Annotated in this window: 23 protein-coding genes; 8 read left to right on the top strand and 15 right to left on the bottom strand. The window is 67.5% G+C overall.

What is annotated here, in order from left to right; genetic code table 11:
* Positions 1-47: 47 nt before the first annotated feature.
* Complete coding sequence (gene acnA / locus RXV79_RS08710; RefSeq protein ID WP_316703034.1) at positions 48-2,771, top strand: aconitate hydratase AcnA; 2,724 nt, start codon at positions 48-50, stop codon at positions 2,769-2,771.
* A 13-nt stretch (positions 2,772-2,784) separates the two neighbouring features.
* Positions 2,785-3,936, top strand: coding sequence for a DNA alkylation repair protein (locus tag RXV79_RS08705; protein ID WP_316703033.1), 1,152 nt, complete (start codon positions 2,785-2,787; stop codon positions 3,934-3,936).
* Between the two features lie 204 nt (positions 3,937-4,140).
* Here RXV79_RS08705 and RXV79_RS08700 read toward each other — a convergent pair whose 3' ends face one another.
* The 4 genes from RXV79_RS08700 to RXV79_RS08685 all read right to left on the bottom strand — a co-directional run bounded on the left by RXV79_RS08700 (position 4,141) and on the right by RXV79_RS08685 (position 7,904).
* On the bottom strand, positions 4,141-4,497 hold the full coding sequence (locus RXV79_RS08700) for an ArsC family reductase (RefSeq protein WP_316703032.1): 357 nt from the start codon (positions 4,495-4,497) through the stop codon (positions 4,141-4,143).
* A gap of 7 nt (positions 4,498-4,504) precedes the next feature.
* Complete coding sequence (locus tag RXV79_RS08695; protein ID WP_316703031.1) at positions 4,505-4,999, bottom strand: hypothetical protein; 495 nt, start codon at positions 4,997-4,999, stop codon at positions 4,505-4,507.
* A gap of 92 nt (positions 5,000-5,091) precedes the next feature.
* Complete coding sequence (locus RXV79_RS08690; protein ID WP_316703029.1) at positions 5,092-6,690, bottom strand: methyl-accepting chemotaxis protein; 1,599 nt, start codon at positions 6,688-6,690, stop codon at positions 5,092-5,094.
* A 251-nt stretch (positions 6,691-6,941) separates the two neighbouring features.
* Positions 6,942-7,904, bottom strand: coding sequence for a UDP-glucuronic acid decarboxylase family protein (locus RXV79_RS08685; RefSeq protein ID WP_316703028.1), 963 nt, complete (start codon positions 7,902-7,904; stop codon positions 6,942-6,944).
* Positions 7,905-8,100: 196 nt separating this feature from the next.
* Here RXV79_RS08685 and RXV79_RS08680 point away from each other — a divergent pair, with 196 nt between their 5' ends.
* The gene (locus tag RXV79_RS08680) at positions 8,101-10,527 is read left to right on the top strand and encodes a catalase (protein WP_413816692.1); all 2,427 of its coding nucleotides are present in this window, start codon (positions 8,101-8,103) and stop codon (positions 10,525-10,527) included.
* Between the two features lie 6 nt (positions 10,528-10,533).
* Here RXV79_RS08680 and RXV79_RS08675 read toward each other — a convergent pair whose 3' ends face one another.
* The gene (locus tag RXV79_RS08675; RefSeq protein ID WP_316703026.1) at positions 10,534-11,565 is read right to left on the bottom strand and encodes an endonuclease/exonuclease/phosphatase family protein; all 1,032 of its coding nucleotides are present in this window, start codon (positions 11,563-11,565) and stop codon (positions 10,534-10,536) included.
* 94 nt (positions 11,566-11,659) lie between these two features.
* Between RXV79_RS08675 and RXV79_RS08670 the strand changes: the two genes are divergently transcribed.
* The gene (locus RXV79_RS08670; protein WP_316703025.1) at positions 11,660-12,826 is read left to right on the top strand and encodes an MFS transporter; all 1,167 of its coding nucleotides are present in this window, start codon (positions 11,660-11,662) and stop codon (positions 12,824-12,826) included.
* Positions 12,827-12,876: 50 nt separating this feature from the next.
* Here RXV79_RS08670 and RXV79_RS08665 read toward each other — a convergent pair whose 3' ends face one another.
* A complete protein-coding gene (locus RXV79_RS08665; RefSeq protein WP_316703024.1) occupies positions 12,877-13,818 on the bottom strand; it encodes a hypothetical protein in 942 nt (313 codons plus the stop codon).
* A 276-nt stretch (positions 13,819-14,094) separates the two neighbouring features.
* Here RXV79_RS08665 and RXV79_RS08660 point away from each other — a divergent pair, with 276 nt between their 5' ends.
* Both RXV79_RS08660 and RXV79_RS08655 read left to right on the top strand, forming a co-directional pair.
* Positions 14,095-14,607: a DUF4142 domain-containing protein gene (locus RXV79_RS08660; RefSeq protein WP_316703023.1), complete on the top strand. Its 513-nt coding sequence runs from the start codon at positions 14,095-14,097 to the stop codon at positions 14,605-14,607.
* 17 nt (positions 14,608-14,624) lie between these two features.
* On the top strand, positions 14,625-15,413 hold the full coding sequence (locus RXV79_RS08655) for an SDR family NAD(P)-dependent oxidoreductase (protein WP_316703022.1): 789 nt from the start codon (positions 14,625-14,627) through the stop codon (positions 15,411-15,413).
* 35 nt (positions 15,414-15,448) lie between these two features.
* On the opposite strand, the gene RXV79_RS08650 is transcribed toward RXV79_RS08655, so the two are convergent.
* Positions 15,449-16,345, bottom strand: coding sequence for a LysR substrate-binding domain-containing protein (locus RXV79_RS08650; protein WP_316703021.1), 897 nt, complete (start codon positions 16,343-16,345; stop codon positions 15,449-15,451).
* Positions 16,346-16,461: 116 nt separating this feature from the next.
* On the opposite strand from RXV79_RS08650, the gene RXV79_RS08645 reads away from it, so the two are divergent.
* Positions 16,462-17,022, top strand: coding sequence for a DUF4865 family protein (locus RXV79_RS08645; protein WP_316703020.1), 561 nt, complete (start codon positions 16,462-16,464; stop codon positions 17,020-17,022).
* 12 nt (positions 17,023-17,034) lie between these two features.
* Here the strand turns inward: RXV79_RS08645 and RXV79_RS08640 are convergent, their stop codons facing one another.
* The 4 genes from RXV79_RS08640 to RXV79_RS08625 form a co-directional block, all read right to left on the bottom strand.
* Positions 17,035-17,505, bottom strand: coding sequence for a DUF3592 domain-containing protein (locus tag RXV79_RS08640; RefSeq protein WP_316703019.1), 471 nt, complete (start codon positions 17,503-17,505; stop codon positions 17,035-17,037).
* A gap of 145 nt (positions 17,506-17,650) precedes the next feature.
* Positions 17,651-17,923 carry a hypothetical protein gene (locus RXV79_RS08635; protein ID WP_316703018.1) on the bottom strand — a complete coding sequence of 91 codons (273 nt, stop codon included), beginning with the start codon at positions 17,921-17,923 and terminating at the stop codon, positions 17,651-17,653.
* The gene (locus RXV79_RS08630) at positions 17,916-18,425 is read right to left on the bottom strand and encodes a hypothetical protein (protein WP_316703017.1); all 510 of its coding nucleotides are present in this window, start codon (positions 18,423-18,425) and stop codon (positions 17,916-17,918) included. Before RXV79_RS08630 ends, RXV79_RS08635 begins: the two co-directional genes overlap by 8 nt.
* The gene (locus RXV79_RS08625) at positions 18,418-18,828 is read right to left on the bottom strand and encodes a DUF4279 domain-containing protein (RefSeq protein ID WP_316703016.1); all 411 of its coding nucleotides are present in this window, start codon (positions 18,826-18,828) and stop codon (positions 18,418-18,420) included. The genes RXV79_RS08630 and RXV79_RS08625 overlap by 8 nt, the downstream gene beginning before the upstream one ends.
* 448 nt (positions 18,829-19,276) lie before the next feature.
* Between RXV79_RS08625 and RXV79_RS08620 the strand changes: the two genes are divergently transcribed.
* Positions 19,277-19,753, top strand: coding sequence for a hypothetical protein (locus tag RXV79_RS08620; protein ID WP_316703015.1), 477 nt, complete (start codon positions 19,277-19,279; stop codon positions 19,751-19,753).
* Between the two features lie 27 nt (positions 19,754-19,780).
* On the opposite strand, the gene RXV79_RS08615 is transcribed toward RXV79_RS08620, so the two are convergent.
* The 4 genes from RXV79_RS08615 to RXV79_RS08600 form a co-directional block, all read right to left on the bottom strand.
* The gene (locus tag RXV79_RS08615; protein WP_316703014.1) at positions 19,781-20,299 is read right to left on the bottom strand and encodes a hypothetical protein; all 519 of its coding nucleotides are present in this window, start codon (positions 20,297-20,299) and stop codon (positions 19,781-19,783) included.
* A 39-nt stretch (positions 20,300-20,338) separates the two neighbouring features.
* Positions 20,339-21,820, bottom strand: coding sequence for a TRAP transporter large permease (locus RXV79_RS08610; RefSeq protein ID WP_316703013.1), 1,482 nt, complete (start codon positions 21,818-21,820; stop codon positions 20,339-20,341).
* A 42-nt stretch (positions 21,821-21,862) separates the two neighbouring features.
* A complete protein-coding gene (locus RXV79_RS08605; protein WP_316703012.1) occupies positions 21,863-22,402 on the bottom strand; it encodes a TRAP transporter small permease subunit in 540 nt (179 codons plus the stop codon).
* Between the two features lie 85 nt (positions 22,403-22,487).
* On the bottom strand, positions 22,488-23,570 hold the full coding sequence (locus RXV79_RS08600; RefSeq protein WP_316703011.1) for a TRAP transporter substrate-binding protein: 1,083 nt from the start codon (positions 23,568-23,570) through the stop codon (positions 22,488-22,490).
* Positions 23,571-23,578 lie beyond the last annotated feature (8 nt).

Below are 23,578 nucleotides of genomic sequence, written 5' to 3'. Positions count from 1 at the left end.
GGCACAATCAAAGGCTCTCCCCCTCCCTCACCCACAGGAGCATCGCCATGGCCACCGCCAAGAAGCCAGCAGATCACGCCTTCGCCAACACGCTCAAGACCGTGAAGACCGCCTCCGGGCGCAGCGCGAGTTACTTCTCGCTGCCCGAGCTGGCGAAGACCTACCCCAACGTCGCCAAGCTGCCCGTCTCGATGCGCATCGTGCTGGAGTCGGTGCTGCGCAACTGCGACGGCAAGAAGGTCACCGCCGACCACGTGGCGCGGGTGGCGAACTGGGCGCCCAACGCCGAGCGCGTCGACGAGATCCCCTTCGTCGTGGCGCGCGTGGTGCTGCAAGACTTCACCGGCGTTCCGCTCCTGGCCGACCTGGCCGCCATGCGCAACGTGGCCGTCGAGAAGGGCAAGAACCCGCGCACCATCGAGCCGCTGTGCCCGGTCGATCTCGTCGTCGACCACTCGGTGATGGTCGACTACTACGGCACCAAGGACGCGATCGACCTCAACATGAAACTCGAGTTCGAGCGCAACAAGGAGCGCTACGAGTTCATGAAGTGGGGCATGCAGGCCTTCGAGACCTTCGGCGTGGTCCCGCCCGGCTTCGGCATCGTGCACCAGGTGAACCTGGAGTACCTGGCCCGCGGCGTGTTCGAGAAGGGCGGCGTGGTGTACCCCGATTCGCTCGTGGGCACCGACAGCCACACGACCATGATCAACGGCATCGGCGTGGTCGGCTGGGGCGTGGGCGGCATCGAGGCCGAAGCGGCCATGCTCGACCAGCCCGTCTACTTCCTCACGCCCGACGTGGTGGGCTTCGAGCTCACCGGCCGCCTGCGCGAAGGCGTGACCGCCACCGACCTGGTGCTCACCGTCACCGAGATCCTGCGCCGCGAAAAAGTCGTCGGAAAGTTCGTCGAGTTCTACGGCGAGGGCACCGAGAGCCTCACGCTCCCCGACCGCGCCACCATTGCCAACATGGCGCCCGAATACGGCGCGACCATGGGCTTCTTCCCGGTCGATGCGCGCACGCTCGACTACATGCGCGGCACCGGCCGCACGAAAGACGAGATCGAGATGCTCGAGGCCTACTTCAAGGCCCAGAAGATGTTCGGCATCCCGCGGCGCGGCGAGATCCGCTACTCGAAGGAAGTCTCGCTCGACCTCGGCACCGTGGCGCCGTCGCTCGCCGGCCCCAAGCGCCCGCAGGACCGCATCGAGCTCGGCAACCTCAAGCGCGAATTCACCGAGCTCTTCTCCAAGCCCGTCTCGGCCAACGGCTTCAACCAGCCGCCCGAGAAACTGCACCAGACCTACACCACCAAGAGCGGCATCCCCATCAAGAACGGCGACGTGCTGATCGCCGCCATCACCTCCTGCACCAACACGTCGAACCCGGCCGTGCTGCTCGCCGCGGGCCTGCTGGCCAAGAAGGCGGTGGAAGCCGGTCTCACCGTCAAGCCGCATGTGAAGACCTCGCTGGCCCCGGGCTCGCGGGTGGTCACGACCTACCTCGACAAGGCCGGCCTCACGCCCTACCTCGACAAGCTCGGCTTCACGCTCGCCGGCTACGGCTGCACCACCTGCATCGGCAACGCGGGCGACCTCACGGCAGAGCTCAACGAAGTCATCTACAAGAACGACCTCGTGTGCGCGGCCGTGCTCTCGGGCAACCGCAACTTCGAGGCACGCATCCACCCCAACCTCAAGGCCAACTTCCTCGCTTCGCCGCCGCTCGTCGTCGCCTACGCGATCGCCGGCAACGTGACGCGCGACCTCATGACCGAGCCGGTGGGCCAAGGCACGAACGGCCGCGACGTCTACCTCGGCGACATCTGGCCGACCAGCGACGAGATCGGCGCGCTGATGAAGCTCGCGATGGACGGCAAGGCATTCCGCGAGAACTACGCGCAGGTCAAGAGCAACCCCGGCAAGCTGTGGGAGCGCATCGAGGGCGTGCGGGGCGAGACCTACACCTGGCCGCGCAGCACCTACATCGCCCGGCCGCCGTTCTTCGACGAGTTCCACCTCACCCCCGGCATGGCCAACATGGGCATCAAGGGCGCGCGGGCAATGGCGCTTTTCGGCGACTCGATCACCACCGACCACATCTCGCCGGCCGGCTCGATCAAGGAGCAATCGCCCGCAGGCCACTGGTTGAAGGCGCATGGCGTCTCCAAGGCCGACTTCAACTCCTACGGCTCGCGCCGCGGCCACCACGACGTGATGGTGCGCGGCACCTTCGCCAACGTGCGCATCAAGAACCTGATGATCCCGCCGCTGCCCGATGGCAGCCGCGAGGAAGGCGGGCTCACGATCTACATGGACGGCAGCAAGAAGTTCATCTACGACGCGGCCATGAAGTACATGGAGAACGGCGTGCCCACCATCGTCTTCGCGGGCGAGGAATACGGCACCGGCTCCTCGCGCGACTGGGCCGCCAAGGGCACGGCGTTGCTCGGCATCAAGGCCGTGGTCGCACGCAGCTACGAGCGCATCCACCGGGCGAACCTCGTGGGCATGGGCGTGCTGCCGCTGCAGTTCAAGGGCGACGACTCCTGGCAGACGCTGGGCATCAAGGGCGACGAGACCTTCGACGTGCTGCTCGGCACCGAGATCAAGCCCCAGCAGGACGCCACGCTCGTGATCTGCAGCAAGGACGGCGGCAAGCGCGACGTGCGCGTCACGCTGCGCATCGACACGCCGATCGAGGTCGACTACTACAAGCACGGCGGCATCCTGCCGTTCGTGCTGCGGCAGTTGCTCGCTGCGGCCTGATCTCTTTGGACTGATGCCGGAGCCGTTCAAGAACCTGCTCGGACCGCAGGTGGCCGCCGCGATGGCGAGCCACCTGCAACGTGCGGGCGCTGAAACCGGTGCGGCCTTCAACGCGAAACGCTTCCGCTCGCTCGCCCTGAGCGGGCTGGAAGCCCTGGAGATGAAGGCCCGCGCGCAGCACCTCTGCACCGCGCTCGAGAAGACGCTTCCCAGCGACTTCGACAGCGCCGCCACGGTGATGGAAGGCGCGCTCGCGTCGATGGGCGAGATCGACGACGCCACGCTCGACAGCCCCAGCGGCGCCCGAGACGACGGCCTCGCCGGCTGGGCCGTGTGGCCGCTCACCGAGTATGTGGCCCGGCACGGGAAGGACAAGGCCCCACGCGCCCTGCAGGCCCTGCATGCGATGACGCAGCGCTTCACCGCCGAGTGGGCCATCCGCCCGTTCATCCTCGCGGAGCCCGCCCTGTCGTTCGACACACTCCAGCGCTGGAGCACCGACGCGAGCCCGCACGTGCGCCGCTTGGTGAGCGAAGGCAGCCGCCCTCGCCTGCCCTGGGGCATGGTGCTCAAGCCCCTGGTCGACGACCCCTCGCCCACCCTGCCCTTGCTGCGCCGCCTGATGGACGACGCCAGCCCCTACGTGCGACGTAGCGTCGCCAACCACCTGAACGACATCGCCAAAGACCACCCCTACCTGATCGAAGCCTGGCTGCAGGAGCACCTGCCCACGGCCACGCCGGCGCGCCTGGCGCTGCTGAGGCACGCGAGCCGCACGCTGGTGAAGAAGGGGCACGCCGGGGTGCTGAAAGCCTTCGGCGTGGGCGACAGGTTCAAGGGCGAAGCGAGCGTGGCGCTGTCGTCTCGCCGCGCAACGGTGGGCGATAGCCTCCAGCTCGCGCTGACGCTGCAGTCCACCGCGCGCAAGCCGCAACGCCTGGCCATCGACTACGCCGTGCACCACGTGAAGGCCAACGGCGACACCTCGCCCAAGGTGTTCAAGGGCTGGGTGGTGGAACTGGCGGCCGGCGAGCGGCGCGAGTTCCGCAAGCAGCATTCGCTCAGGCCCATCACCACGCGCGTCTACTACCCGGGCCCGCACCGCATCGAGGTGCTGGTGAACGGGGCCGCCGTGGCGGAAGCGGGCTTCGAGCTGCGCACCTAGCAACACGCACGTCGGATCACTCCGACGCGGCTTGGCTGCGCTGTCCCCTGCGCTTCAAAGGCGCTGTCCGGTACGCGGCGCAAGCGCCTGCGCCTAACCTGCAAGCACCTCAACGGTTAACAGGAGACTCCCATGAAATCCATCCTGCTCTGGGCCATCGGCGTGCCCATTCCCGTGATCCTGCTGCTCTGGCTGGTCTTCTGATCAACCAAGGCGCTCGGCAAAGAGCGCGTCGGAGAACCCGACCGTCACTTTGCCGTCGGCCCACTCGACCACCGGGCGCTTGATGACGCTCGGCTCGCGCAGCATCAAGGCGCGGGCCGACGTGGCATCGGTCACTGCGGCCTGCTGCTCGGGCGGCAGCTTGCGCCAGGTGGTGCCCTGGCGGTTCACGAGCTTCTCCCAGCCGACTGCCGGGAGCCACTGCGCCAGGTGTGCTTCGGGCACACCTTGTTTCTTGAAGTCGTGGAAGTTCACCGTGGCCTCGCGCGCCGCCAGCCAGGCGCGCGCTTTCTTCACGGTGTCGCAGTTGGGAATGCCGTAGAGGGTGATGGAATTCATCGGCCGTTTATAGCGCGTCGGACGTCTCCCGCGTCTCGCACAGCGGGTCGGGGCCATACGAGGTGTCCATCACCTTGCCGTGCGAATCGATGCCCACCTGGAAGTACTGGCAGAACGGCGTCTCGTAGCGGTAGGCCCAGACGGTCTGGCGGCGCTCGGCCACGCCCACCATGCGTTGGTCGAACGAATGGCCGATCAGGGCCTGCACCTCGGCGCCCGACATGCCGGGCTGGATGGTGTTGAAGTTCGCCTCGGTCAGCACCTGCTCCCAGCGCAGGAGTTTTCCAGCGGCATCGAAGTCGAGCATGTAGGTGTGGCGCCCGAACGGGCCGCGCGCGTATTCGAGGCGGCGCCCACCATCGGGCCGGGCGAACTCGCCCGTGGGCACCCCGAGCGACTGGCGCACCGCGTCCACCGGCGTGCCCGGCGCGATCGACTGCGGCCCGTAGCTGGTGCAGGCCGCGAGGGCCAGGAGGGTCGTGGCGGCAAAGAGGGTCTTCATGGGCTGCCTTTCACAGCGGCGTCGTGGCCGCGAGCACACCATCGTAAAAAGCGCCTGCAACCCCGCATGGAGCAGGGTGTATTTCGAGCGCCTCAGATCACCGCTTTTTCGGCCGTCTTGTTGATCGACGCGGCATCGGCCGCCGAGAGCTTGAAGACGCTCATCGCCTCGGCCATGCGCGCCGCCTGCTCGCGCAGGTGCTCGGCCGAGGCGGTGCTCTGCTCCACCAGCGCCGCGTTCTGCTGCGTCATGTGGTCGAGCGTGGTCACGGCCTGGTTGATCTGCTCGATGCCCGACGACTGCTCGTGCGAGGCCCCGGCGATGTGGTTGACCAGCTCGTTGACGCGGCGCACCTGAGCCACCACGTCGTTGATGGTGCTGCCGGCCGCGTTGACGAGCCTGGCGCCGGTGTCGATCTGGTCGACGCTCTCCGAGATGAGCGCGCGGATCTCTTTCGCCGACTGCGCGCTGCGCTGCGCAAGGCTGCGCACTTCACTCGCCACCACGGCGAAGCCGCGTCCCTGCTCGCCGGCCCGCGCGGCTTCGACCGCGGCATTGAGCGCGAGGATGTTGGTCTGGAAGGCGATGCTGTCGATCACGCCGATGATGTCGGCGATCTGCTTGGACGAGCGCGAGATGCCGTCCATCGTGGCAACGACCTCGCCCACCGCGGAGCCGCCGGTCTCGGCCGCGCGGCTGGCGCCGGCCGCTACGTCGCTCGCCTGGCGGGCCACGTCGGAGTTGTTGCGCACGGTGGCGTTCATCTCCTCCATCGACGAGGCCGTTTCCTGCAGGTTGCTCGCCTGGCTTTCGGTGCGGGCCGAGAGGTCTTGCGTGCCCGAGGCAATCTCGGCGGTGGCGCGGGTCATGAGGCCGATGCCTTCGCGCACGTCGCTCACGGTGGCGCGCAGGTTGATGTTCATCTGCGTGAGCGCGCGCAGCACGGCGCCGATCTCGTCGCTGCGGGTGCTCGACACCTGCGCGCTCAGGTCGCCCGCGGCGATGCGGCTTGCCAGGCTCACCGTGCTGCGCAGCGGCTTCACGATCGAATGGAAGAGGTAGGCGCCGGCCGCGCCGGTGGCGGCGACCACCACGCCGAGGCTCGCCCAGAACGCCCACGAGGCCGGGTTCGCGCCCGCGGCCCACAAGGCGCCGGCGATCGCCAGGTCGAGCGCGCCGAGCGCGCCCCAGAGGCGCGCCTTCAGGCCCATCTCGCGCACCCAGAGGCCGAGCTTGCCGATGAGGTTGCTGCGGTAGACACGCCCGTGGCGAAGGTTCAGGTCCTTGTGCTGGCCGTCGAGCATGCGCTTGTAGAGCGGCTCGATGGCCGCCACTTCGCCCGGTGCGGGTTTGCTGTGCACCATCAGGCTGCCCATGAACTTGCCCTCGTGGAAGATGGGCGCGAGGTTCAGGCGCAGCCAGTAGTACTCGCCGGTCTTGCGGCGGTTCTTGATGATGCCGGTCCAGGGCTGGCGGGTCAGGCGCATCGTGGCGCCCATGTCCTTCAGGATCTGCGGCGGGTTGGCGGGGTGCATCATCAGCGCCGCCTTGGTGCCCTTCAGCTCACGCCAGTCGTAGCCGCTCGCCTTGCAATAGGCGGGGTTGGCATAGACGATGTTGCTGGCCTGGTCACCCACGAGGACGAGCAGGTCGCCATCGTCGATCACATACTCCGTCGGCATCTGGCTCATGTCGTGTGTCTCCGGTTTCACCGCTGTTGTGATGTTCTGAAACCCCCTGCTTTGGCACGCGCGTGCTCATTCGGAGCGCAAAGCTCCCACGCGCAGCCTGCATCGGCAATGTCGGCCAACCACCTGTCGACTTGAACGCAGACGCTCACCGCGTGTTGCAGAAGCCACGGTATCGGTCTGCCTTGGAGCCCAAGCGCAGAACAGGGCGTGAAAAACGCCCCTGTTCGCCGCCAGCGGCGGCGCGAACGGCGCTATGCCGCCAGCCGGTCGGCGAGCCCGAGTTGGCGGCGAAAGTGCGCGATGGTCTCGCGCAGGCCGTCTTCCAGCGAGACACGCGGCACCCAGCCGAGCTTCGTGGACGCGAGCGTGATGTCGGGCCTGCGGCGGCGCGGGTCGTCGGCCGGCAGCGGGTGGTATTCGATCTTCGAGCGGCTGCCGGTCAGGCGCAGCACCAGCTCGGCCAGCTCCTGCACGGTGTGCTCGGTCGGGTTGCCGATGTTGACCGGGCCTTCGATGTCGGCCTCCATCATGCGCAGCAGGCCGTCGACGGTGTCGTCGACGTAGCAGAAGCTGCGTGTCTGCTCACCCTTGCCATACAGCGTGAGCGGCTCGCCTTGAAGAGCCTGCACGATGAAGTTGCTCACCACGCGGCCGTCTCCGGCGCGCAGGCGCGGGCCGTAGCTGTTGAAGATGCGCACCAGGCGCACGGGCAGGCCGCGCTCGCGGTGGTAGGCGAAGCACATCGCCTCGGCCACACGCTTGCCTTCGTCGTAGCAGGAGCGTGGGCCGATGGGGTTCACGAGGCCGTGGTAGCTCTCCTTTTGCGGGTGCACCTCGGGGTCGCCATAGACCTCGCTGGTGGAGCCTTGCAGCACACGCGAGCCGCTGTGCAGCGCCGCCTCGAGCACGCGCCACATGCCGATGGCGCTGGTGAGCGTGGTGCGCACCGGGTGCTGCTGGTAGTAGGCGGGGCTGGCCGGGCAGGCGAGGTTGAAGATGCGGGAAGGGCCTTCGAGCCGCTGCGGCCACACCTGCGTCACGTCGTGGCGGTGCAGTTCGAAGTTGGGGTTCGCGGCGAGATGGCTCACGTGGGCCTCGTCGCCGGTCGACAGGTCATCGAGCGCCACCACGCGCCGGCCCATCGCGAGCAACCGGTCGCACAGATTGCTGCCCAGAAAGCCGGCGCCGCCGGTCACCACCACGAGGTCGGACATGGTCGCTCCTTGATGAAGGTTGGAAGGTGAGCCATCGGCAAGCCCTGTACCGCCCTGGCGCGCACACAGGAACAGGCCTTGCCGAATGCCCACATCACCACTCCTTTCACAAGCAGGTCGCATGGCCACATCCAAATCGAAGCAATCCCGCAAGCCCGGCACTCCCACCGCCGCAAAGCCCGACGTTAGCCAGGCGATGCCAGTCGAGCCACAAGAGGCCGTGGGCACGGTGCTGAGCACGCTTTCCGGCCCGTCGACCGCGAGCTTCACGGAAGACAACGCCCAGGCCCTCGCCACGCCCGCGCAGCAGATGCTCGGCACGCGCTACGCCGGCACGCAGGCGCTCGCGAAGGCGATGCCCGCGAACCCGCTCAAGCCCGCCGAACACGGCCTCGCCAATGGCCACACACCACAGGCCGGGCCGTGCCAGCCGGCGCCCGACGAGATCGTGCGCAGCAGCACCGTCAACGAAGACACCGCGTCGCCGAAGACGGGTGACGGCAGCGTGCGGCCGGGCTTCAACCCGACCAACGGGCCGCTGGACCGCATGCGCGTCGACAGCGGCGGCCAGGCGCTCACCACCAACCACGGCGTGCCGGTGGGCGACAACCAGAATTCGCTGAAGGCCGGCCTGCGCGGGCCCACGCTGCTGGAAGACTTCATCCTGCGCGAGAAGATCACGCACTTCGACCACGAGCGCATCCCCGAGCGGGTGGTGCACGCGCGCGGCTCGGCCGCGCATGGCTACTTCGAGTGCACCGAGGCGCTCACCGAGCACACGACTGCCGCACCTTTTGCCGAAACCGGCAAAAGAACCCCGGTCTTCGTGCGCTTCTCCACCGTGGCCGGCGAGCGAGGCTCCATCGACACCGCGCGCGACGTGCGCGGCTTCGCCGTCAAGTTCTACACCGACCAGGGCAACTGGGACCTGGTGGGCAACAACATCCCCGTCTTCTTCATTCAAGACGCGATGAAGTTCCCCGACCTCGTGCACGCGCTCAAGCCCGAGCCGCACCACCAGATGCCGCAGGCGAGCAGCGCGCACGACACCTTCTGGGACTTCGTCTCGCTGATGCCCGAATCGGCGCACATGCTGATGTGGGTGATGAGCGACCGCGCCATCCCGCGCAGCTACCGCACCATGCAGGGCTTCGGCGTGCACACCTTCCGGCTGGTGAACGCGGCCGGCGAATCGGTCTTCTGCAAGTTCCACTGGACGCCCGTGGCCGGCACGCACTCGTTGGTGTGGGACGAAGCCGCCAAGCTCGGCGGCGCCGACCCCGACTACCACCGCCGCGACCTCTGGGAAGCCATCGAGTCCGGCAACTTCCCGGAGTGGGAGCTGGGCGTGCAGATCTTCAGCGACGTGCAGGCCGAAGGCTTCAGCTTCGACGTGCTCGACCCCACCAAGCTCGTGCCCGAGGAGCTGGTGCCGCTGCGCACCGTGGGCCGCATGGTGCTCAACCGCAACCCCGACAACTTCTTCGCCGAGACCGAGCAGGTGGCCTTCTGCACCGCGCATGTCGTGCCCGGCATCGACTTCAGCAACGACCCGCTCCTGCAAGGGCGCATCCACTCCTATGTGGACACGCAGCTCACACGTCTGGGCGGCCCCAATTTCCACGAGATCCCGATCAATGCGTCGGTGGCGCAGGTGCACAACAACCAGCGCGACGGCCTGCACCGCCAGGCCATCCACCGGGGGCGCGTGAACTACGAGCCCAACTCGCTGGGCGGCGGCTGCCCGTTCCAGACGGGCAAGGCGGGCTTCGTGTCCTTCCCGCAGCCGGTGGCCGAAGACAAGGTGCGCGGCAAGCCCGAAAAGTTCGCCGACCACTATTCGCAGGCCACGCTCTTTTGGAAGAGCCAGACGCCCGTGGAGCAGGCGCACATCGTGGGCGCCTATCGCTTCGAGCTGACGCGCGTGCAGACGCCCGCAGTGCGCGAGCGGGTGCTGTCGGTGCTGGCGAACGTCGACACGGAGCTCGCCACGCGCGTGGCCGAAGGCCTGGGCATGCCGGTGCCGCCGCCGCAACCGAAGGCGCTGCCCATTGACGTCAAACCGGAGGTGGAGAAGTCGCCTGCGCTCTCGCTGCTTTCGCGCCCCGGCGAGGCAGGCATCAAGGGCCGACGCGTGGCGCTGCTCGTCGCCGATGGCGTGGAAGACGTGCGGCTGCGCACGGTGCACAAGGTGCTGGCCGCCGCCGGTGCGGCGCCGCGTTTCGTGGGCGTGCGGCTGGGGGTCGTCACGCCGCTCAGCCAGGAGCCGCTGCATGTGGAGGTGTCGCTCGAAGCGGCCCCGTCGGTCACGTGGGACGCGGTGGTCCTGCCCGATGGCGAGCAGGCCGCGCTCTCGCTCGCCGAGCAGGGCCAGGTCGTCGAGTTCGTGAAAGACCAGTACCGCCACTGCAAGCCGATGCTGGTGCTCGGGCATGCAAGCGCCATCGTCGCGAAGGCCGGCATCGACGTGCAGTTGCCCGATGGCGGGCAAGACCCGGGCATCGTGCTCGGCGAGCCGATGGACGCCGCGGCGGCGGGCGCGGAGGTCAACGTCGAAGGCTTCTTCGCCGCGCTTGCGAAGCACCGCCACTACGAGCGCGAGACCGACCCACCTCGCGTGTGAGCGAGCTCAAGCCCGCTGTGGCTTGTACTTGAAGACGGCACGAATGACCCCGTGGTCGTTCGTGCCGTCGGCCTTGTGGTCGTCGAAGTTGAGGTGGTCGTTGTTGACCACCAGCCCATCGAAGAGCCACAGGCGCTTGCGGCTGTGGTCGTAGAACTGCTCGCTCACCATGATGTGGTCGAGCGACTCGCGGATGCCCTCGTGCACGTGCGTGTAGTACACGTCGCGGGTGTCGCGGTATTCCTGCAGTGTCTGCGTGCTGTAGAGGGCGATGTCGCCGCCGCCGATGGAGTCGCCCACGAGGTAGCGTGGCTGCTCGGTGAGGATGTTGGTGGTGTTGCTGAAGTGGCCGTCGTTGATGTCACCCAGCACCATCACCGGCGTGTCGTTGCCCTTCATCTGCTCGGTGAGCATGAAGCGCAGCGCCGCCGCCTCGGCCGTGCGCCGGATGGTCGAGATGGCCGCGCCGATGGCGGTGGCGTGCTTGGCGTAGGTGTCGCGGTCGTCGCGGTACCAGCCTTCGTTGAAGAGCTTGGTCGGGCCCTTCGACTTCAGGTGGCACACATAGAGGTGCACGTCGGGCCCGTCTTCGCGTGGCTTGATGGTGAAGTGCGCCACCGGGCGTGAGAAACCGCGGATGGTGACGTCGATGAGCGGCGTCTGCGGGTCGTCGCCGTGCGAGCGCAGCACGAAGTTCTCGGGGAAGTGCTCGATCCACTCGGGCACGCTGCTCAGGAGCCCCTTGCGCACGATGGCGGCGCAGACGATCTTGCGGCCATCGGCCTCGGGTGGCACCACGAGGTCGTAGTCGGCATCGAGGCCGGCGGCCAGGAGCGCGCGCTTCATCGACTCGGCGTGCCACAGCTCCTGGAAACCGAACACGTCGGACTTGAGGATGGTGAGCTGCCGCACCGTCCAGGCGATCTTGCGTTCGTACTCGGCTTCGGTCCAGCCGTCGCGGTCGGTGTAGAGCGGGCGGCCCGGCTCGTTGAGGTTGTAGAGGTTGAAGGTGGCGATGCTCAGCTCTTTCAGGTTCATGGCGGCCTCCGTGGGTGAGCGTGGGGTGTACGGCACAGTAGGCGACGCATGTGACAGGCGCGCAATCCCTACTCCTCTATATTCGGCCGGCCCCATGAAGAAGCCGTTCGTCGTCACCGTGCTCGGAACCGCCCAGACCCTGGCCTGGGCCTCGTCGTACTACATCGCCGCCCTGCTCGCCGCGCCCATGGCGCGCGACATGGGCCTGCGCGAGCCGACGGTCTTCCTCGCGTTCTCGCTGGCACTCGTGGTCTCGGCCTTCGTGGGGCCGTGGGCCGGCCGCACGATCGACCGCCACGGCGGCCGGCAGCTGCTCATGGGCACCAACCTGCTCTTCGCCGCGGGCCTGGCCGGGCTCGGGCTGGCGCAAGGGCCATGGACACTCTTTGCAGGCTGGCTGGTGCTCGGCCTCGCGATGGGCACCGGGCTCTACGAAGCGGCGTTCGCCACGCTCGTGCGGCTCTACGGCCACGACTCGCGCAATGCGATCACCGGCATCACGCTCTTCGGCGGTTTTGCCAGCACCGTCGGCTGGCCGCTCACCGCGTGGATGGAGACGGCCTACGGCTGGCGCGGCGCGTGTTTCGGCTGGGCCGCCTTGCACCTCGTGCTCGGGCTGCCGCTCAACGCGGCCTTGCCGAAGGTGCGCGCGGCAATCGCCGCCGCACCGGCGCCCGCGCAGCCCGTGGCGACGCAAGACGACATCCAACCCCAGCACCCGATGCTCGTGAGCGTGGTGCTGTCGTTCGTGTTCGCGGTGGCCTGGTTCACCAGCACCGCGATGGCGGCGCACCTGCCGCGGCTGATGCAGGCGCTGGGGGCGAGCCTCGCCGTGGCCGTGGCGGTGGGCGCGCTCGTCGGGCCGGCGCAGGTGGCCGGGCGGCTGCTCGAGTTCGGCGTGCTGCGGCGTGTGCACCCCTTGCTTTCCACGCGGCTGGCCAACCTCGCCCACCCCATCGGCGCGGTGGCGCTGCTCTTCACGGGGCCGGCGCTGGCGCCGGTGTTTGCGGTGCTGCACGGCGCGGGCAACGGCATCCTCACCATTGCCAAGGGCACGCTGCCGCTGGTCTTCTTCGGGCCGCAGGGCTACGGCGCGCGCCAGGGCTGGCTGATGCTGCCGGGGCGGGTGGCGCAGGCCTTCGCGCCGTTTGCCTTCGGCCTCGCGCTCGACCACTGGGGCGCGGCCAGCCTGTGGCTCTCGACGGCGCTCGGCCTCGTCGCCTTCATCGCGCTGATGACCTTGCGAGCCGACCGGCGCTGAATGCAGAACGCCCCGCGCGAGGCGGGGCGTTGCCGTGAGGGCGTGCTTGGTTACTTGCTCTTGCCGGACGTGCCCGACGACGAGCCGCTCGACTCGATGCCGGTCGACGTCGAGGTCGTGGGCGAGGTGGTGCTGGCGCCGCTCAGGCCGGTGGTGCTGCTGCCCCCGCCTTGCGGGCCTGCGCCCGACTGCGAGCCTTGGCGGCCGCTGCGCCATGTGTTGAACTCGTCGGAGAACTTCTTGTAGCGCTCCTGCCGCCACGACTGGTAGTCGTTGTCGAGGTTGCGCAACTGCTCGCTGCGCCACTGGTGGTAGTCGGGGTCATGGTGTTGCTCGCGGCCACCCTGGCCAGCCTGGCCGCCATAGTGGCCCCAGTCGGCATGCTGGCCCCACTCGCGCTGGCCATAGCCTTGCTGGCCACCGTAGCCTTGCGACCCTTCATAGCCCTGCGAACCGAAGCCCATAGAGCCATAGCCCGGCTGCATGCCGCTGTCGCGGCCATAGCTGCCCTGCGAGCCGTAGCGCTGGCCGTAGCCCTCGCCGCCCTGGCGCCCGAAATCGCGCTGCGATCCATAACCGCCGCCACTGCCGCCACTGCCACCGCGGAAGGAGTCCTGCCGGCCGTAGCCCTGGCCGCCGTAGCCCTGCGAGCCGCCGCCGATGTCGCGACCGAAATCGCCACCATATTCGCCGCCATACCCACCATAGCCACCGCCTTGCTGGCCGTAGCCGCCGCCCATGCCGTAGTCGGAGCCGCTGCCTTGCTGCCGGCCCGGGTCGAACTGGCGTCCACCGCCGGTGTAGTAGTCACCCGACTGCGGCCCGCGTTCGGAGCGCTGCTCGTGCTGGCTGCTGCCCTGCCGACGGAAGTCGCCGTAGTTGCTGCCCGATTCGCTGCGCTGACCGCCTTGTTGTGCGCCTTGACGGCCGCTGCCGTAGTCGTCGCTGCCATACCCGCCGTCCTGGCGGTTCTGATAGTCACGCTGAGTCATGTCGCTTCCTTTCATTTCGTAGGTGCATTCGTGAGCTCGGCGGGCACCGCTTGAGCCGCGGTCGCGCCGTCATCCAGACAGGCAAGCGAGGTGCCGAATGCGGGTGCGGCACAGCGTGCTCCACGCGGGGCTTTCAGGCTCGCGCCGCCGCGAACTTCCGCAAAATTTGCGAAGCCGGCAATTGCGGGCCTCACGAGCGCCGGCCGGCACGCGAGCGCAGCCGGAACACGCGTTGCCGCGTGCATCGACATCCACGCATCCGCAAAGGAGTTCCCCATGATCAAGATCTCTCGAATGGCCGTCTGTGCAGGCATGGCGGCACTGGGCCTGATGGCGGCCACGGCCGCGAGCGCCCGGTCCGACGCCGACTTCATGAAACAGGCGGCACAAAACGGCGCCGCGGAAATCGAGGCGAGCAAGCTCGCGCTGCAGAAGGCGCAGCGCAGCGACGTGAAGGCCTTCGCCGAGAAGATGGTGGCCGACCACACCAAGACCTCCGACGAGCTCAAGCAGCTGGCGGCGGCGAAGAAGGTGTCGCTGCCGGACGGGCCTTCGATGAAGCAGAAGGGCGAACTCAAGATGATCAGCGCGGGCGACGACGCGAAGTTCGACGAGCGCTACGCCAAGAACTTCGGCGTGAAGGCACACGAAGAGACGATCAAGCTCTTCGAAGAAGCCGCCAAGAGCGCGACCGACGCCGAGGTCAAGGCCTTCGCGCAGAAGACGCTGCCCGGCCTCAACCACCACCTCGAGATGGCGCGCGCGCTCGAGAGCGGCGCTCGCAAGTGAGCGCGAAGGAGCCGCACATGGACACCACGCAACGATCTCTCGCCGTCGTGACCGGCGCCTCTTCAGGCATCGGCCGCGAACTCGCCTTCGAATGCGCCCGCAACGGCTTCGACCTGCTCATCGCCGCCGACCAGGGGCCGCTGGAAGAGACCGCGGCGGCACTGCGCGACCTGGGCGTCTCGGTGAGCACGCTGACCGTCGACCTCGCCACACCGGCCGGTGTGGCCGCGCTGGTCGAGCGCATCGGCTCGCAGCCGGTCGACGCGTTGCTCGCCAACGCGGGCCACGGCCTCGGCCGCGCCTTCCTCGACCAGGACTTCGCCAACATCCGCCATGTGATCAACACCAACGTGAGCGGCACGCTCGACCTGCTGCACCAGGTGGGCCGGCGCATGCGCTCTCAGGGCCGTGGTCGCATCCTCGTCACCGGTTCGATCGCCGGGCGCATGCCGGGGAGCTTCCAGGCCGTCTACAACGGCACCAAGGCCTTCATCGATTCCTTCTGCTACGCGCTGCGCGACGAGCTGAAGGACTCGGGCGTCACCGTCACCTGCCTGATGCCAGGGCCGACCGACACCGAGTTCTTCGAGCGCGCCGACATGATGGACACCGAGGTGGCCACCGGCCCGAAGGCCAGCCCCGCCGACGTGGCCAAGGCCGGCTTCGAGGCCATGATGGACGGCGAGAGCGATGTCGTGGCCGGCTGGAAGAACAAGCTGCAGGCCTTGATGGCCAATGTCACGCCCGACGAGGTGCTCGCGCAGCGCCACCGCAAGATGGCCGAGCCGGGGTCGGCGCGGCATTGATCGGCGCAGGCCGGCCGAGCGGCGCCAGGGGAGCGTCAGCGCACGGGTGCCCGCTGCGGCCAGCCTGCCATCACCTCGCGCAGATGCGCCGAGATGAGTGTCTCGAGCCGCTGCACCACCGGCGCCGGGGTGTCTTCGCAGCGGTGGAGGTCGAGCCCGATCGACGGCAGGGCAGGCAGCCCTTCGAGGAGACGCAACACAGGCGGCACACCGAAGGCGGTCCTGACGGTCACGCCCAGGCCCGCGTCGACGGCAGCCCACACGCCGGCCAGGCTCGGGCTCGAGAAGGCAATGCGCCAGGGGATGCAGGCGCGGTTCAAGGCGGCGATGGCCGCGTCTCGCATCATGCAAGGCGACTCCAGCACCGCGAGCGGCAGCGGCTCTTCGGGTGAGGGTCTCGCCTCGGCGGCGCTGCCCGCACCGATCCAGCGCAACGCAACACGGCCGAGACGGCGACTGAGGGGCATGCGCGCGCCGCCGTTCCACGCGAGGGCCAGGTCGAGCCGTCTCCGCTCGAGTTGCACGAGCAGCTGCGCATTGCGGGCGAGCTGTGCCTCCACGCGCACGCGCGGGTGCGCCCGCGCAAAGCCGGCCAGCACGTGGGCCAGCACGCCCTCGCCGAAGTCTTCCTGCATTCCGAGCCGCACCTGCCCCAGCAGTTCAGTGCCACGCAGCACCTGATGGGCTTCGTCGTTGAGTTCGAGCAGGCGGCGCGCATAGCCGAGCAGCATCTCGCCAGTGGGCGTGAGCGCCATGCCACGCCCCGACTTGCGCAGCACGGGCACCCCGACCTGCATCTCCAGTTTCTTGAGTTGTGCGCTCACGGCCGCCGTCGAGCGGCCGAGCCGGTCGGCGGCCTTGGCGAAGCTGCCCAGTTCCACCCCCGCCACCAGGGTGCGGAGCACGTCGAGATCGAAGGCTGGAGGGCGCATGGATCGTCTCTCTTTGTCGAACTGTCCGTTTTGAATTATCAGATTTTCAAAACGGTTCCGCACCCCTATCGTGAGACTTCACTGGCCTTGATCCCCCTGGTTTCCGGAGGTGAGCGATGCGCTCGATGCAGTACGCGGTCACGTTGCCCGCAGCGTTCGACATGGACCTCATTCGCCGGCGCATCGCCGACAAAGGGCACATGCTGGACGACATGGAGGGCCTGAGCTTCAAGGCATGGCTCTACGCCGTGCGAGCCGAGCACGGCCCGGAGAACCGCTACGCGCCCTTCTACCTCTGGCACGACGAAGCGGCGATGCGCAGCTTTCTGCTCGGCCCGAGCTTCTCGGCCTTCATGGCCGATTTCGGGCGGCCGCCCGTGCGCAGCTGGATGACGCTCCACGCGGCGCTCACGCCCCTGCTCCGCGAGGCCCGGGTGGCCACCATGCAGTCGGTGGTGGTCCCGGTGGGCAGCGCGCCCGCCGTGTTGCTCAGCACCGAGATCTCACGCGCCGACGGCGAGCGCGCCCGCGGGGCGCTCGCCGCCGTGGTCGCGCTCGACCCCAACACCTGGTCGCTCGTGCGCCTGCAGCTGTGGCGCGCCATCCCTGCCACCGCCATCGAGGGAGAGGCGTATGCCGTCGGGCATGTGTCGGTGGGAGTGCCGCCCTCCAGGTGAGCGGCAGTTCTTTCAAGCATGCGGCGACCGGACGATGAACATCGCACCCGCTGCGAACATCAATGCCTGCACGGCAAAACCGAGCCAGGCGTAGGGCTGCACCTCTCCGGGCCGGAGCACCGACTCCGACGCGTCGTCCGGATTGACGCTCACCCTGACCACGCCGCCCACGGGGTGGCTTGCAGCGATCGCACGTGCCGACGCCTCATCACCACAAGGCGCGCTGCCGAAGCGCCAGCGATTTCCGGTGTGGGTGCGGCCTCCCCCCGGGTAGGTGTAGCGCACCTCAGGCGCGAAGCTGCCGCCACGCCGGCAACCGGCCACCACACCCGATCGCACGACTCTGCCGTCGACCTGCGGCCAGTCACCCGATCGGCGGGCCTTGTAGTAGTCGAAGGCCCCGAGGCAGAAGTTCAGGCCGACGAACCCGAGGAACAGCAGAACCGCGAGCTGCACGCCGGTGGGCAGAATGCTGCGCCGCATGCCGCCTAACCCAGCAGGCTTCGGAGCGCCAGGCCCTCGGCCGCCGCGCAGATCCCGAAGGCGATCAAGAGCAACGCGACGCGGCCGCGGGTGAAGTTCTCCCAGACCACCGCCCGGCTCGGCTCGGCATTGCAATACCGGATCGTCACCGGGCGGCCGATCGGTGGCGCGACCACATGAGGCCCCCAGCGCTCGATGATGTGCTCCACCCCCTGTGCGGCATAACGCACGCTGGCGCGAAGTAACGATCGGCAGGCGCGGTGTCGTCGTCGATCCACAGGCGAACGCTGACGAAGGTCACGGTGCCCGCCGCCGCGGTGCTGGTCATCCGGTAGCACACCAGCCACGCACACACGCCCACCAGCAGCGACAGGGGGATCGCAAAGGCAATCGCCAGGGCCGTCGCCAGGTCATCCATGGAGCCTCCGGCGTTCAGCCCTGATCACGCAGAAGAAGAGCCACGCCATCGTCGCCGGGATGGCCACGCCCAGGTGCAGGTACGGAAACCAGCCGAACAGCTCGACCCGCTCGGGCGGCTTCAAGAGCACGTCGTCATCGGACGCCCACACCGGCACCAGATCACCCACTCTGTAGAGGCCGTCGACCTTCGACTGCTTCACCCGCGTGAAGTAGAACCAGACCTCGCGCGTGCGACCGCCCCGTTCCAGCTGCAAGACGCCTTCTCGCTGCTCGCCGGGCGGCCCGAATGCCCGAGAACGATGCGGCTTGAGCGGCGGCACGAGAGACATGAGCCGAGCCTGCGTCAGCGAGTAACTCCCGGCCCGGTGCTCGTGGTACAGATGGATGCAGATGTCTGCGACGAGCGGCAACACGCCGCACACGATGACCATGAAGAGCCCCCACTGCGAGGCCGTGGGCGGTGCGTCGGCCGCCCCCACCGTCCTCGCGCGGTCACGCATGGTCCGCCGGACCTGGAGGCGCGGGGTACACCGAAAGCTCCAGCGACGCACCCGCTTCGCTCAGCGCCGCCAGCAGCACGGGCTCGAAGACAAACGAGTCCCAATGCGGCGGGTGGGTCTCGACGCCGAAGTCGGCCACGATCTCCACACCGTGCAGCGAGCCGAGCCGGCGCAGCCAGGCCGCGTTCTCATGCAGGAACGTGAGCACGTCTTCCCGCTGGGCCATGAACTGACAGAACTCGGCATTGCTCATCAGGAAGCTCACGCCGTTCGTGGAACTCGGGGTCGATCTCGGAAAGCGCCTGTCGCCCTTGCGCCAGACGCTCAGCGGCTGGGCGTGGGCGTCGACCAGCAAGGTGTCGACGTCGACGTTTTGGCTGCTGACGCGAAGCAAACAGGTCATGGGCGTTGCACGCAGATGTGAATGGCGCGGGAGACAGTTAAAAAAAACGCGGGCCAGCGGCCCGCGTGAACCATCCCGTCGGCCGGCCTGGTCGACCCGGCAGCAGGACAGGAGACCCGGACGTCATACGGATCTGAGGACTGCTTAGCGTGAGACAGCAAACCTCAGTGTTCCACGCGCCCGGTTTGCGAACCACTGTGTCATTGCGGAGTCGCGTTCCGTGAAAGCACGTGAGCGGGCTCGTGGTGCTGCGGGGCGCGCGCCCACGACGAGATGGTCCGGGAAAACGAGTACGCATTCGTGCTGGCGTACCGAACGCACTCCCGCAGATGACGGTGCCGGGGCGTTCGATCAGCATGTCAGCGGGGCAAGTCCGCCCCGCCCGCTCCGATCGACGTGCGGCTTTGCCGAAGCTTCCGCGCACCGGAGTTCAAGCAGGAACATTGACATGGATGACCCTCAAGACTCCGAACTCCCGCCCAGCGCCGAAGGCCGGGCCTTTCCGCTCTTCGTCTGCTGGCTGCTCTCAGCGATGACGGCTTCCGTCTTCATCGCCGGCTACCTGGCCCTGGACAGCCCGGTCCTGCAACAAGCGTCGCTCACCTCGAAGCTGCTCGTGATCGCGGGCCTCGCCACGCTGCTCCTCTTCAACTACTGGGTCATCGTGAGCCGAACGCGCGTCGACGCCGTCGCCATCAGCCAGACCTGGATCTGGTCGAAGCGCGTGCTGTGGTCCGATGTGACACAAGCCAAGCTGATCTACGTGCCGTGGTTCGCATGGATCATTGCCCCACGCCTCGTGGTGCGTGGAGGCGCCGGTCTCGTGACGCTCGTTCACGCCGCCGACAGCGAGGTGATCAAGGCCTTCGCGCGCTACGCCATGGCACCGCACCTCAGATCGCAGGAGGCAGCGCAACGCCGCTGACGCCCGCGCCGCGACGCGGCGCTGCCGCTAGGCACCCGCCTGGCGGCTCCCCTCGGCGTAGGTGCATGGCCGGTACATCGACCCGAGCACGCTCCAGCGCCCTGCGATGCATGACAGATAGAGCGTGCGCGCATACGCACTGCGCCCCACCGAACCCGCCTCCACCCCGATGTAGAACTCGCCGAACATCGGCTCGACCGACGTGACGGTGGACGTCACGTCTTCGAAGTCGGGCCAGTTCTCGACGGTGGCCCTACGAAACGAGACCTCCAGTGCATGCGCCTCGCGGTCGAGGGCCTCGTCATCGAATGCCGCGCCATGGCGACGCAACTTCAGGAGCGCCTCGGAGCGGAAATCCTGGCACCGCACCGCGGCGTCCAGATCCCGCCGCCGATACGCCGCCTGCAGGCTGCGCACGGCAGCCTCCGGCGTCGTGCAAGCGTCGTGTTCGACCAATGTCTGCGGCATCAGCATGGCCAGGTCGCTCGGTTTCCAAGGGAATGCATCGGTCCAGGCGACGCGGCTGACAGAGACGGCGTTTGTCATGTGCACTCCTTGGGGCCCGGTTGCGGGCGTTCGTCAGGGCTACTTCTTCGGCTCGCCCACGCTTTGGAAGAGGTCGTCGATGCTTCTGTCCTTCCCGTAGCCCGCATCGGTGGGTGCCTCGATCGTCACCTTGTCGATGTCGATCTTCTTTTCCTTGTCGAGGAAGACCGTCACCGTCTGGGGGAAGAAGATCACGATCACCACCAGCATCAGCTGCAGGATCACCCAGGGGATCGACCCCAGGTAGATGTCGCTCGACAGCACCTTGCGCGGCAAGGCCCCGTTCTTGAAGAGCGTGTCGGAGATGCCACGCAGGTAGAAGAGCGCAAAGCCGAAGGGCGGGTGCATGAAGCTCGTCTGCATGTTCACGCACAGCAGCACGCCGAACCACACCATGTTGATGCCGAGCTTGTCGGCCACCGGGCCGAGGAGCGGCAGGATGATGAAGGCGATCTCGAAGAAGTCGAGGAAGAAGGCCAGGAAGAAGATGAAGATGTTGACCGCGAGCAGGAAGCCGATCTGGCCGCCGGGCAGGTCGGACAGCATGTGCTCGATCCACTTGCCACCTTCCACACCCTGGAACACCAGCGAGAACACACGCGAGCCGATGAGGATGAACACGACCATCGCGGTGATGCGCATGGTGCCCGTCATCGCGCCCTTGATCAGCTCCCAGTCCAGCCGCCGGTGGATCGCCGCCAGGATCAGCGCCCCGACCGCGCCCATCGCACCGGCCTCGGTCGGCGTGCACACGGCCGTGTTGATGCCCGGCAGGCCGCCCATGCTGCCCAACACGGCAAAGATGAGGATGGCCGAGGGGATGATGCCGCGCAGGCATTTGGCCCAGAGCTTCACGCCCGAGAGCGTGCGCGCCTCCTTTGGAACGCCCGGCACATGGCCCGGCTTGATGCGCGACAGCAAGAAGGTGTAGAAGGCAAAGAGCAGCACCTGCAGGATCGACGGTCCCCAGGCGCCCTTGTACATGTCGCCCACCGATGCACCGAGCTGGTCGGCCAGCACCACGAGCACGAGCGACGGCGGCACGAGCTGCGTGATGGTGCCCGAGGCGGCCAGCACACCCGTCGCGTAGCGCATGTTGTAGCCGTAGCGCATCATCACCGGCAGCGAGATCATCGCCATCGCGATCACCTGGCCCGCCACGGTGCCGGTGATCGCGCCGAGGATGAAGCCGACGATGATCACCGAGTAGCCGAGGCCGCCGCGCACCGGGCCGAAGAGTTGGCCCATTGAGTCGAGCATGTCTTCGGCGAGGCCGCACTTTTCGAGGATGGCCCCCATCAGCGTGAAGAACGGGATCGCCAGCAGCAGCTCGTTCGACAGGATGCCGAACACGTTGAGCGGCAGGGCCGACATGAACTCCGGCGGGAACCAGCCCATGTAGATGGCGTAGAAGCCGCACAAGAGGCCCAGCGCCGACAGCGAGAACGCGACGGGGAAGCCGATCAGCATGATGACGATCAGCCCCGCGAACATCACGGGTGCGAAGTTTTCCATCGTCATGTCAGCAGCTCCGGCTCACGTTGGCAGGTTGAGTCGGCGAGTTCATTGCAGCGGCCTCTCGTAGTGCATGTCCATCTCATATTTGTGTGCGAGCCAGCCGATGCGCTTGATGATCTCGGCGAGGCCCTGAAGAAGCACCATGGCGAAGCCCAGCGGCAAGGTGAGCATGGCGGGCCAGCGGATCAGGCCACCGGCGCTGCCCGACATCTCGCCCGTCCGGTACATCTGCATGAACAGCGGAAACGAGAAATACAGCATCAGCGCCATCACCGGCATCAGGAAGAAGATGAGGCCGAAGAGGTCGATGCCGACGCACACGCGCGCAGGCAACTTGCCGTAGATCACGTCGACGCGCACGTGCTCGTTGACGCGCAGCACCTGCGCCGTGCCCAGCATCACGCAGGCGGCGAAGAGGTACCACTGGATTTCGAGGAAGGCGTTCGAGCTGTAGTCGAAGCCGTAGCGCACCGCCGCGTTCGTGGCGCTGATCAGGCACGACGCCAGGATGGACCACTTGGCGAAACTCGCGAAGCGGTCGTTGAGCGCATCGATCAGATGCGCCAGTTTCAGGAGTGCAGACACAAATACCTCACGAACTGCTCGGATCGGGGCCCTGAGTGAAAAGGGCCTCGCGAGCGAGGCCCCCCCTCGGCTGGGCAACAGGTGCTCAGAACTTCTGGGCTTGCATGAAGTCGTCGAAGCCCGCTTCGGCGAAGCGGAACCAGAGCACCTGGTCACCGCGGAACCTGGCGTAGTCCTCGTAGACCTTCTTCCAGTTCGGGTTCTTGCTCGACAGCTCGGCGTAGTACTCCATCGAGGTCTTGAAGCAGGCCTCGAGCAGGTCCTTCGGGAAGCGGTTGAGCTTGGTGCCGGCGCCCACGAGCTGCTTCAGCGCGGTGGGGTTGCGCACGTCGTACTTGGCCTGCATGTCCACGTGCGCATGCGACGACGCCGCTTCGAGCACGGCCTTGTATTCGGCCGACAGCCCATCGTAGGCCTTGGAGTTGATGTAGAAGTCGCAGTGCAGGCCACCTTCCCACCAACCGGGGTAGTAGTAGTGCGGCGCAACCTTGTTGAAGCCGAGCTTCTGGTCGTCATAGGGGCCGACCCATTCGGCGGCGTCGATCGTGCCTTTCTCCAGGGCGGGGTAGATGTCGCCGCCCGGCAGGCTTTGAGGCACGGCACCGTGCTTCTCGATGATGCGGCCGGCAAAGCCCGAGATGCGCATCTTCAGGCCCTTCAGATCGGCCAGCGACTTGATCTCCTTGCGGAACCAGCCACCCATCTGCGCGCCGGTGTTGCCGCCCGGCAGGTTGACGATGTTGTAGTTGCGATAGAACTCGCGCATGAGCTTCATGCCGTTGCCCTCGTACATCCACGCGCTCTGCTGGCGGGAATTGAGGCCGAACGGAATGGCCGCACCGAGGGCGAAGGTCTCGTCCTTGCCGAAGTGGTAGTAGCCGGCCGAGTGCGCCATCTCGACGGCGGCGTTCTGCACACCATCCACCACACCGAAGGCGGGCATCAACTCGCCTGCGGCGTGCACCGAGATCTGGAACTTGCCGCCCGTCATCTCGGAGACCTTCTTGGACAGCACTTCAGCCGTCCCGTAGAGCGTGTCGAGCGATTTCGGAAAGCTCGAAGCCAGGCGCCAGCGCACGGCAGCCTGCGCCTGGACCACGGCCGGCGCAGCACCGGCAGCCAACACGCCGGCCAAGCCAGCATGACGAATGAACCCACGTCGTTCCATCGATATCT

It is taken from the genome of Piscinibacter gummiphilus (assembly GCF_032681285.1).
GTDB classification, from domain to species: Bacteria; Pseudomonadota; Gammaproteobacteria; order Burkholderiales; family Burkholderiaceae_C; genus Rhizobacter; species Rhizobacter gummiphilus_A.
Note: the sequence above shows the minus strand (reverse complement) of the source record. Positions and strands in the feature narration are given on the sequence as shown.